This is a genomic window from Periweissella ghanensis (assembly GCF_918814755.1).
GTDB lineage: Bacteria > Bacillota > Bacilli > Lactobacillales > Lactobacillaceae > Periweissella > Periweissella ghanensis.
In genome coordinates this window covers 1-8949 of the sequence record NZ_CAKKNT010000043.1, presented here as the reverse complement: position 1 = coordinate 8949, position 8949 = coordinate 1, and the positions used below count along the sequence as shown (strand labels likewise).

Genomic DNA, 8949 nt, shown 5'->3' with positions numbered 1-8949 from the left:
CACGCCGACAAAATATCAATAATTTAATCATGGGAGGAGGTATCTAATGGACCTACTAATCACTAATAATTTAGAAAGCATTAAGTTGAGTAGCAGGAACATTGTTACAACCAACTTTGACGAATCATCACCAAGTATCACACCAAACACTTTGTCATTTAAAGGACGGAATGGAAAGGTTAATTTTGGTGGCGATTATGGAGATAAAAAGCTTAAATTTTCAGGGTATTTAGTTGCTAGTAATCAATCTGATTATGAAGTAAAGCGTGATTGGTTATACCAGGTATTAGGTGGTATAGAGCCTTACTACATCACACCAATGTACTCTGATAATGGGCAATATAGTTTTGAACGTCCGGGGCAAACGTCCGGTAATGTAATAGGGCAAGCTAATGAAGTTGCTAGTTTTAAACGTTTTTATGTGACTGTTGATGACGTGATTGAACCTAGTTTTGTAGGGAATATAAACGGTCAGCAAATTTATAAATTAGAAATTACATTCATTACGGCAGGTTTGCCATTTGGACAATCTGTAGATAAGACATTAACAATCACTAATTCAATACCATATGCAGGTACTACTAAGGCGTCTCAACTCGAGGTGCCTTTTTATGTGCAGTTAATTGCTAATCAAACAGCTAGCGGTATTAGTCTAACCATTGGCTCACGTACATGGACGTACAGCGGTACGGTAGCGGTTGGCGATGTGTTTGTACTGGGTGGCATGTATAACACAAAGAATTTGTTATCAATTAACGACTATACGAACGTTGAATATTTCGTATTAGAGCCAACACCAACAGGTCAGATACCTGTTCAATGCTCAATTGACGCAACTATTATAATCAACAATTACAAGGAGCTTTATTTATGATCAAGTTTAAAGATATTAATAATAATGCTCACTTGGCGGTTGCTAGTATAAGTCGTAAACATTCAGTGAATGGGGAAAAGTCATTATCAGGAACCATTTACAGAGGTGATGATGTGCTTAATAACCTTGATACTGGTTGGGGTTTAGAGTTTGATAGTGAACCTTATGTAATTACTTATTTTGAACACCACGACTCTGATAATACTATTTCATTTGACGCTATTCATAAGTTCTTTTGGGACTTTTCTAAGAAGATGTTCTATCGAAAATTTAATGGTAGTAATACGATTACTGCTTATTTAGGTAGTATTTTTGATGGAACAGGATATAGGTATGCTTTGAATTTTAGTCCGAATGCAATAGCTAAAGATAGCTTTGGCATGACAAGCAAGATGTCCATGTTTAATGACATTATCACGGCAATTGGTGCTGAATTTGAAGTTAATGGCACGCTTGTATCAATTTATCAAAAAATCGGGACTGATTTATCAACGATTGTTAGACATGGATTTAACTTGTCTGATATGGCAATTCAAAATGATATATCAGGGTTTGCTACTTACGCTGAAGGGTTTGGTGTTCGATCTAATCCTAATGATGAAAACAGTGCACGGCTTCATGTGGTTTACGAGAGTCCACTAGCTAATACGTATGGACGGATTGAAGCTGAACCGATTGATGATGAACGGTACACAATTCAAGCTAATTTACTGGCTGCGCTGAAATCTAAAGTTGATGATAGTTTACCAGTATCAATTAGCCTATCGTTATATGATTTAAATCAATCAGGGTATCCCTACAAGATGGCCAAAGTTGGCGACTGGATTACAGCCGTTGATGAGAAGATTAATTTCAAACAGAAAATCCGTATTATCAACGTTGATGACGAGTTCTCAAGTGACGGTACTCGGATTAGCTATGCGGTTACAGCAGGTAACATTAGTTCAGTTCAACGTTATCAAGAAGCCAACGCTTCAATCTCATCACGGATTAACAACGCTATCAATTCAGCTGACCAAGCTAATCAAGCTGCAATATCAGCGCAAATTACAGCTGATGGTAAGAATGCAATCTACCCAGTTGATTCTGTAGATAATTTACCAACGAACGCTAATGAAGGTGATTTAGGCTGGGTTCAAAGTGGTGATGGCCAGGTGTTATACATCTATACTAAACGTTCTGATGATAGTTATTTTTGGGATAAGCGTATTGACCCTGAAATGGGTCAACAGATTGCTGATGGTGTTGATAATGCAGTCAATCAAGCAAAAGATTATACGAATGAAGTAGCAAGCGACACCAATAAACGTTTAGATGGCAAAGCTGATACAGCTCAAATTGATGTTTTAAAAGACCAGATTAATTTATCAGTTAAAAAGGGTGATGTAATTAACCAGATTAATCTTGATGAATCTGGATTTCAAATAAAAGCAAAATTAGTAATTTTAGATGGGCCAACTACTGTTACTGATGCATTCTATGCATTAGGTGGTAATTTTAAGAACCTTAATGCCTCTAACTTCACAACTGGAACACTTGATGCAAGTAAGATCAGAGTTATTAATATTGACGCTTCGCAGATTACTACTGGTAAAATTTCAGGTTTAAGTATGGAATTTCGAGCGAATCAAGGGTCTAAAGTGTTCGTGTTACGTGATGATGCTATTCGTATGTACGATGACGAATCATTCAACATTCAAAGTGGAGAAGGTATAAAGATATATAAGGGGAGCATATCGTCACCGAACAACGGTATTCTGATTGATGTTGATAATAACTTCATATCATCTAGCTCCTACGCTGCTACAGCAATGCTTAAAGACGGTGCGTTATTTCTGACACAACCGCAGATATATGACACGAATTCAAATCCTTATTTCAGTATCTCAAACAATGGAGCAGGTTTCAGTTTTTACGGAGCTCGATTAATGGGACGTGAGTACGTCGCTTTGACGACAAGCGATAACTCAAATAGTGGATTTGATTTTGCGTTAGGCCAAGAGTTATTTGTCGGATTGGCTGGAGGGCGTAACGGTAATAGTTGGTTTCCAACAAAAATCGGCGGGGCTTCACGCGGGGTTGTGTTATCTGGTGGGAAAGCATACGGTCAATTCGTCGCAAGTAGCCCTTATATTGTGGTGGGTTCAACTCCGAATGGTTCAGCAGGTTCAGGATATGGCGGGACACGAATTACTTTAGCAGGTGAATACGTTCAAATTCCATCAGCGTACAATCAAACAAATTCAACACCAGCTAATTTAGCTGTAACCTCCACAGGAGCTTTAGTTCGGACGACTTCAGCAACAAAATATAAAACGTCAATTCATAGGTCAGCTGAAACACACCTAGGCGATAAGCTTCTTGAGGTACCGATAGCAACATGGTTTGATAAAGCAACAATTCGCCGGTTTAAAGAAGAAAGCGATGAACAAAAACCACGCATTGAGTTCGGTATGATTGCGGAAGATTTAGCAGCAGCTGGCTTAGATTGGCTAGTAGTACGTGATCCGAAGGGTGAAATTGAAGGTATTAAATATGACCGGTTAGCGGTTGCTTTGATACCAGTTATTAAGAATTTAAAAAATGAAATAGAGGAATTGAAAAATGAACGAATCAGTAATTAATGGATTGGCACTTAAATTAGCTCAATCTCAAGTGAATGAAGAATTAGCTAAAGCGGAAATTGCAGAATTGAAAAAAGAAATCACAGAATTGCAAAAAGAAAGCAAAGAGGACTAAAACATGCAAGTGACAATCAACAACATTACACCAGTTTTCAACGCAGACGGCACGCTTGAATTACAAAGCATGTCTTGCACTGTATCAGGCGGTGAATATCCTGAAGCAATTAATGGCGGTGTTTTATTAACTAAAGCCGATGGTATTACATTGACTTCAACTAAATCAGATGTTCAGCAAGTAGCAATCGCTAAGTTTAAAGCGAATGTGGACGCAATGTTAGCACCACAAGCTGATCAACAACCAGCTAAGTAATTTTAAGCAGTCAGTAAACTTAAATGCCGAATGGGTGGAATGCCCGATTAAACATATAGAAAGGCTAAAGTATGGCTATATTTGAGAGAACTATAACGGATATTGGATTAATTTTTGGAGTCGTCGCGGGGTTATATGCCTTGTGGCGATTTTTGTTTAAAGCTAGTTTTAACGACATGTTCAATGCAGTAATTGATCAAGTGACTGAACGCATTATGGCTAAAGTGGATAAACTTACGGATCGGTTAGAAAGATTAACTAGCCGAATTGATGTGCTAGGAAGCGTAACTACTAGAGTTGATGAGCTTGAAAGTGATACTACTGAACTTAAAACAACAATCGCTGTACACGAAGAAAGACTTAACAAATTGGAGGACAAATAACATGGAACAATCAATCACACAATTAATTGAAGCAATCGGTACAATCGTTATCACGGCACTAGGTGGGTTTGTAACTGCCAAATTAAAAGAGTATGCAACAACTTCAAGCCAACAAAAAACAATCGCCACATTAGCAACTTTGGCCAATGCAGCAGTTGTTTCAGTTGAAAAATCAGGTATTCTCAATAACTTAACTTCTCACCAAAAATATCAAGCTGCTATTAATGAGGTTCAAACTCAACTTGATAAAGCAGGTTTGAAACCAGCAGATGAAACATTAATCGCTAATGAAATTGAACGTGCATACAGCCAACAAGTTGACCAACTTCATGCAGTGTATTCCAAGCAAGCCGAAGTAGCAGTTGCTGAAAACCAAGCACAAGTAGCTAATTCAGCTGCTCAAGAATTGGCAACTTTAAAGGAACAATCAGCTAATATCCTAGCTAAAATTGATGAAAAGCAACAAGCGATTGATGCAATTAATGCGCTTGCTCCAGAAAAATAAGGAGAAAAATTATGGTACAAATTAAAGCACACGGTACCGACCAAGCACGTTGGCAAGGTCCAAATGGTAAACGTGGCTACGGGCGTGATGGCTTCGCTATTCTACAAATTGGGGGTTATAGTCCATCTACTGGTATCTATAACCAAGCGACCTATCCAACCCAATTAACAGCAATGGCTGACTTACGACTTCACACATACATTTGGTTCGAAGTGGGTGGTGATGCTAACAAAGCCAAACTGGTGTTAGATTACTTCTTACCACGAATCAAAACGCCTAAAGGCTCAATTGTGGCCATTGATTATGAACAAGGTGCTAGTGGAAATGTAACTGATAATACGAATGCTATCCTGTATGCAATGGATCGTATTGCACAAGCTGGTTACACGCCAATGTTATATACTGGTAAGCCATATATCTATGCCCACGTTGATGTTGCTCGTTTCTTGAGCAAATATTCTAGTCATTTGTGGTTAGCAGCTTATCCAGACTACAAAGTTCGGAGTGAACCATTGTTTGACTTCTTCCCTAGTATGGCAGGGGTGGGAATGTGGCAATTCACTAGCACATACGTGTTAGGTGGTCTTGATGGTAACGTTGATTTAACGGGTATCACGATGAATGGTTATATGAATAAGCCTGATGTTATTACCGTTGACGGTTATGCGGGACAAGCAACTATTAAAGCTATGCAACGTGTATTAGGTACGGTACAAGATGGTGTAATTAGCGGCCAATCTAAGTATTCATCCCAATTTGCGCCTAACTTTATGAACATTCAAATTGGAACTGGTGGATCACGAATGATTTACAATTTACAAAAAGTATTGGGTGTTCAAGCTGACGGTTACTTTGGGCCAACCACAATTGCAGCACTTCAAGCACGGTTACATGTTTATCCTGATGGTTACGCTGGCGCAGCGACTGTTAAGCAAATTCAATCTAATTTGAATCGGGGGCATATTATCATTGATTAAGGTTAGCGCCCAGGCTACTTGACCAAAAATGTAAGATAATTTAAAATATAAATCTGGATTCTCCTTAATATGAATTTTATGTAATGTATGTGCCAGAAAAGACCTAGCCTTAATTGGTTAGGTCTTTTTTAGTTGTTAAAATAAGTATTTGTAATTGTTTTTTATAGGTTTAAGATGTCCGATAATACATTTTTATTTTATAAATTATTGATACTAATTTTAAACGACATAATAGAAAAGTCCTTATCTGTAAATTGCTGATAAATTTTTTATTGAGGTTGAGCATCAAGAATACACAAGGGTAACAGTTGTAGTAAAATTATCTACCAAATAACTTGACCACATATTTAAAATAATTTACAATTAATCTGTCAATGAAAATAGTTTGATGATAACAGATATCAGAAAAATCCTTAGCATTTAATACTAAGGATTTTTTTGTCTATTTAAAAGTAAAAAACTTGTAATTATGTAGCAACTGAGTTAATATTAATCTATTCTCTTATCACCTCTTATATATTTTAATTTTATAAATTAAAATAATAAAAAACCTAGCAAAATCCATGCTAGGTTTTTTATTTGTATGTCAATATTTTTAAGAAGAAGTATAGCTATATTATAATATGATTGTACTAAATAAATAACAAAGGAGTATCATGTAATGCTTATTATTTTAGCCGGATTATTAGCTGGTGTAGTATCAGGATTTTTTAAATTAGGATGGGAGATTCTTTTGCCACCTAGGAATGAAGCTAGAAATGAGACAAATCCACCTCAACGTATGTTACAACAAATGGGGTTTTCAAAAGAATTTACACACAAATATTATGAGTATTCTGGTGAAAAAGTACAATATGTATCATTAATTATGCATTTTGGATTTTCTATAACTTTTGGTTTATTGTACGTGTGGCTTATTACTTTATTTCCTGTTGTTGGTATTTGGCAGGGTATAATTTATGGAATGTTCATTTGGGTATTATTTCATTTGATTATTATGCCAATTACGCACACTGTACCTAGTATCAGTAAACAACCATTTGAGGAACATTTTTCTGAATTTTTAGGTCATGTATTTTGGGGTTATATTATCAATATGTGTTATATCTATGTTTATCTAATGATTAAATGATTTTAAAGTTAAAGCATAACATTTGAATTTGTAAGTTATTTAATAATATAATGTTTATGTATTAATTAAATATATGGGGGATTTATTATGACTTTAAACTGGACGATCATTGGAACAGGTACCATAGCTAATGAAATGGCAACGGCATTCAATAAAAATCATACCAATATTTATGGTGTTTTTAGTAGAAATAAAGAAAAAGTAGAAGACTTTGCAAATAGATATCTCATAGATAAAAGATTCAATGATTTAGAAGATGTTTTTTTAGATAAAAATGTTGATGCTGTATATATTGCAACACCACATAATACACATTTTGATATCGCTAAACAGGCTTTGATTAATGGAAAACATGTTTTTATGGAAAAAGCAATAACATTAAATAAAACTGATTTGGATATCCTAGAAACATTAGCATTTGAAAAAAATTTAATTTTAATGGAAGCAATGACTATAGTTCATATGCCCTTAATGAAAGAATTGAAGAAGAAGATTTCTCAAGGTGAGTTGGGAGATATAAAGAACATCTCTGTAACGCATGGTAGTTTTAAACCATATGATGAAAAAAATAGGTTTTTCAATCCTGATTTAGGTGGTGGTGTACTACTTGATATGGGAGTATATGGTGTTACTGGTGCAATGTATTTTATGAATAAGTATCCTGATGATGTACATTCATTTGTAGACTTTGCACCAACAACTGTTGATGAGCAGTCTGTAACTATTTTATATAATTCAAATGGTGAAATGGCTACTGTCTCGGTTTCATTACAAGCTAAGCAACCTAAAGCCTTAACTATTTCAGGAACTAAAGGTTATTTTAGAATTCATGACTATCCTCGTGCAGATTCAGGTGTATGGTATCATACAGAAACTGGTAAAACAGAAGAATTGAAGTTAGGTAAAACAGAAGACGCTTTATTCTATGAAATTTTAGATTTTGAGGAAGTTGTAAAACAACCAGGTAAATTAAATATTTATAAACAGATCACAGATGATGTTTTTAAAATATTTGAAGAAATGAAAAAAGATTGGTCTAAGCAAATCTCAAATAAATAAAATATAAAAAGGAAGTAAACATATTGTGTTTACTTCCTTTTTATATATTATTTAGAAACAATTATAACTGTTAGTTATGTATTGTTTCTTGTAATTTATCTCCAGCAGCATCAATTTTTTTTGCTGTGAAAATTGTACCACCGATAAAAATTCCAGAGATAACTAAAGTTAAAGCAGCAACTAATTTAAAAATAGCTTTTAATATATTAAACATAAAAAATCCTTACTTGTTGAAACGATTAACCAAAAATGAAACAACAACAACAACGATTACAGCACCGATAATTGATGGAATCAAAGCCATATCTGCTAAATGAGGTCCCCAGTTACCAAGAATAGTTTGGCCAACGTATGAACCAACAAGACCTGCGACAATATTAGCAATCCAGCCCATTGATGTTCCTTTGCTAGTAATAGCTCCGGCAATAGCTCCAATAACTGCACCAATAATTAAAACCCATAAAACATGCATAAAAAATCTCCTTTAGAATATAATACGTTAATAATTAGTTATTAACGTATTATATTCTAAACTTTAAACTAGTACATTTCAAATATTTGGATTATTTGTTGATGCATTTTATTTTGTGTTCTTTATATTTTATGATCTGTAAATAAGTGTTAATCAGGATATGTTTATTATAGAGTTTATGTATATAAATTTGACTAAACATCTAAGATAAGTTAAAATAATGTAGTCTCCTAAGCGGAGTTAGACATGATTAAAAGACCCAACTTAATTTGTTAGGTCTTTTTTTATTACCATAAATTAAATATCACCCCCCGGCCTTAATTGGCTGGGGGCTTTTTGTTGTGTATTACTTTTTGTTTTTGGGGAAAATTTGGGGACATGGGGATTAAAATGAATACTTTTATATTAGTTTTTATTTTCCAAAATGCCTATATATAGCCATTTGTGACTGCTAAACTAAAGTGAGCCATTTTTAGTCAATAAATGTATACCAAAAATAATCAATAACATTGAGCCACCTCAATCAATTAAAATTAAGAGTATTTAATTTTAA

The 8949-nt window shown here is 34.7% G+C and carries 11 protein-coding genes; 9 read left to right on the top strand and 2 right to left on the bottom strand.

The features are described 5' to 3' along the window. Positions 1-46 precede the first annotated feature (46 nt). The 9 genes from LQZ76_RS09645 (at position 47) to LQZ76_RS09610 (ending at position 7924) form a co-directional block, all read left to right on the top strand. On the top strand, positions 47-874 hold the full coding sequence (locus LQZ76_RS09645) for a phage tail domain-containing protein (protein ID WP_230099504.1): 828 nt from the start codon (positions 47-49) through the stop codon (positions 872-874). Next, positions 871-3498 (top strand): phage tail protein, encoded by a 2628-nt coding sequence (locus LQZ76_RS09640; protein WP_230099503.1) that lies wholly within the window; start codon positions 871-873, stop codon positions 3496-3498. The genes LQZ76_RS09645 and LQZ76_RS09640 overlap by 4 nt, the downstream gene beginning before the upstream one ends. Next, positions 3479-3613 carry a hypothetical protein gene (locus LQZ76_RS10035; RefSeq protein WP_284706045.1) on the top strand — a complete coding sequence of 45 codons (135 nt, stop codon included), beginning with the start codon at positions 3479-3481 and terminating at the stop codon, positions 3611-3613. The genes LQZ76_RS09640 and LQZ76_RS10035 overlap by 20 nt, the downstream gene beginning before the upstream one ends. A 3-nt stretch (positions 3614-3616) precedes the next feature. Further along, the gene (locus tag LQZ76_RS09635; protein ID WP_230099502.1) at positions 3617-3868 is read left to right on the top strand and encodes a hypothetical protein; all 252 of its coding nucleotides are present in this window, start codon (positions 3617-3619) and stop codon (positions 3866-3868) included. Positions 3869-3939: 71 nt separating this feature from the next. Beyond that, positions 3940-4251, top strand: a complete 312-nt coding sequence (locus LQZ76_RS09630) for a hypothetical protein (protein WP_230099501.1) — start codon at positions 3940-3942, stop codon at positions 4249-4251. Between the two features lies 1 nt (position 4252). Further along, positions 4253-4756 (top strand): phage holin, LLH family, encoded by a 504-nt coding sequence (locus LQZ76_RS09625; protein ID WP_230099500.1) that lies wholly within the window; start codon positions 4253-4255, stop codon positions 4754-4756. 11 nt (positions 4757-4767) lie between these two features. Beyond that, positions 4768-5733 carry a GH25 family lysozyme gene (locus LQZ76_RS09620; RefSeq protein ID WP_230099499.1) on the top strand — a complete coding sequence of 322 codons (966 nt, stop codon included), beginning with the start codon at positions 4768-4770 and terminating at the stop codon, positions 5731-5733. Between the two features lie 661 nt (positions 5734-6394). Further along, positions 6395-6865 (top strand): DUF1440 domain-containing protein, encoded by a 471-nt coding sequence (locus LQZ76_RS09615; protein WP_230099498.1) that lies wholly within the window; start codon positions 6395-6397, stop codon positions 6863-6865. 87 nt (positions 6866-6952) lie between these two features. Further along, positions 6953-7924: a Gfo/Idh/MocA family protein gene (locus LQZ76_RS09610; protein ID WP_230099497.1), complete on the top strand. Its 972-nt coding sequence runs from the start codon at positions 6953-6955 to the stop codon at positions 7922-7924. A gap of 70 nt (positions 7925-7994) precedes the next feature. Here LQZ76_RS09610 and LQZ76_RS09605 read toward each other — a convergent pair whose 3' ends face one another. Together LQZ76_RS09605 and LQZ76_RS09600 are read right to left on the bottom strand one after the other, a co-directional pair. Further along, a complete protein-coding gene (locus LQZ76_RS09605; RefSeq protein ID WP_230099496.1) occupies positions 7995-8138 on the bottom strand; it encodes a hypothetical protein in 144 nt (47 codons plus the stop codon). Between the two features lie 9 nt (positions 8139-8147). Beyond that, positions 8148-8396 (bottom strand): GlsB/YeaQ/YmgE family stress response membrane protein, encoded by a 249-nt coding sequence (locus tag LQZ76_RS09600; protein ID WP_230099495.1) that lies wholly within the window; start codon positions 8394-8396, stop codon positions 8148-8150. Between the last annotated feature and the right edge of the window lie 553 nt (positions 8397-8949).

Excerpts from the sequence above, each read along its gene's own strand:
- LQZ76_RS09645 (WP_230099504.1), top strand. The coding sequence starts at position 47 with ATGGACCTACTAATCACTAATAATTTAGAAAGCATTAAGTTGAGTAGC.
- LQZ76_RS09640 (WP_230099503.1), top strand. The coding sequence starts at position 871 with ATGATCAAGTTTAAAGATATTAATAATAATGCTCACTTGGCGGTTGCT.
- LQZ76_RS10035 (WP_284706045.1), top strand. The coding sequence starts at position 3,479 with ATGAACGAATCAGTAATTAATGGATTGGCACTTAAATTAGCTCAATCT.
- LQZ76_RS09635 (WP_230099502.1), top strand. The coding sequence starts at position 3,617 with ATGCAAGTGACAATCAACAACATTACACCAGTTTTCAACGCAGACGGC.
- LQZ76_RS09630 (WP_230099501.1), top strand. The coding sequence starts at position 3,940 with ATGGCTATATTTGAGAGAACTATAACGGATATTGGATTAATTTTTGGA.
- LQZ76_RS09625 (WP_230099500.1), top strand. The coding sequence starts at position 4,253 with ATGGAACAATCAATCACACAATTAATTGAAGCAATCGGTACAATCGTT.
- LQZ76_RS09620 (WP_230099499.1), top strand. The coding sequence starts at position 4,768 with ATGGTACAAATTAAAGCACACGGTACCGACCAAGCACGTTGGCAAGGT.
- LQZ76_RS09615 (WP_230099498.1), top strand. The coding sequence starts at position 6,395 with ATGCTTATTATTTTAGCCGGATTATTAGCTGGTGTAGTATCAGGATTT.
- LQZ76_RS09610 (WP_230099497.1), top strand. The coding sequence starts at position 6,953 with ATGACTTTAAACTGGACGATCATTGGAACAGGTACCATAGCTAATGAA.
- LQZ76_RS09605 (WP_230099496.1), bottom strand. The coding sequence starts at position 8,138 with ATGTTTAATATATTAAAAGCTATTTTTAAATTAGTTGCTGCTTTAACT.
- LQZ76_RS09600 (WP_230099495.1), bottom strand. The coding sequence starts at position 8,396 with ATGCATGTTTTATGGGTTTTAATTATTGGTGCAGTTATTGGAGCTATT.